Here is a 379-nt window from a genome sequence, read left to right as displayed (position 1 = left end):
AACCCTTGTAAAAGAAATTTATACATGGGATATTACCTATTTGCCAACAGCTATTAAAGGTCAGTTTTTATACTTATATTTAGTGATGGATATTTATAGTCGAAAAATAGTTGGTTGGCAGGTTTATGACACACAGCTAAGTACACTGGCAGCTGATTTAATGGTAGATTTTTGCAGACGAGAGCAGGTAAAGCCAGCGCAAGTCACATTGCACTCGGATAATGGCAGTCCAATGAAAGGGGCAACGTTATTAGCGACATTGCAGGAGTTAGGTATTGTTCCTTCATTTAGCCGACCGTCTGTGAGTAATGATACCCCTTATTCTGAATGGCTATTTAATACGTTAAAGTATCGCCCAGAATACCCAGAGTAATCCTTT

Annotated in this window: 1 pseudogene; it reads left to right on the top strand. The window is 38.8% G+C overall.

The features are described 5' to 3' along the window. Positions 1-370, top strand: a pseudogene (locus CWB66_RS22125) (transposase); the annotation flags it as partial. Positions 371-379: the final 9 nt, after the last annotated feature.

This window comes from Pseudoalteromonas sp. S558 (assembly GCF_005886635.1).
GTDB classification, from domain to species: Bacteria; Pseudomonadota; Gammaproteobacteria; order Enterobacterales; family Alteromonadaceae; genus Pseudoalteromonas; species Pseudoalteromonas aliena.
The sequence above is the reverse complement of the archived record's forward strand: the minus strand, read 5'-3'. Positions and strand labels throughout refer to the sequence as shown.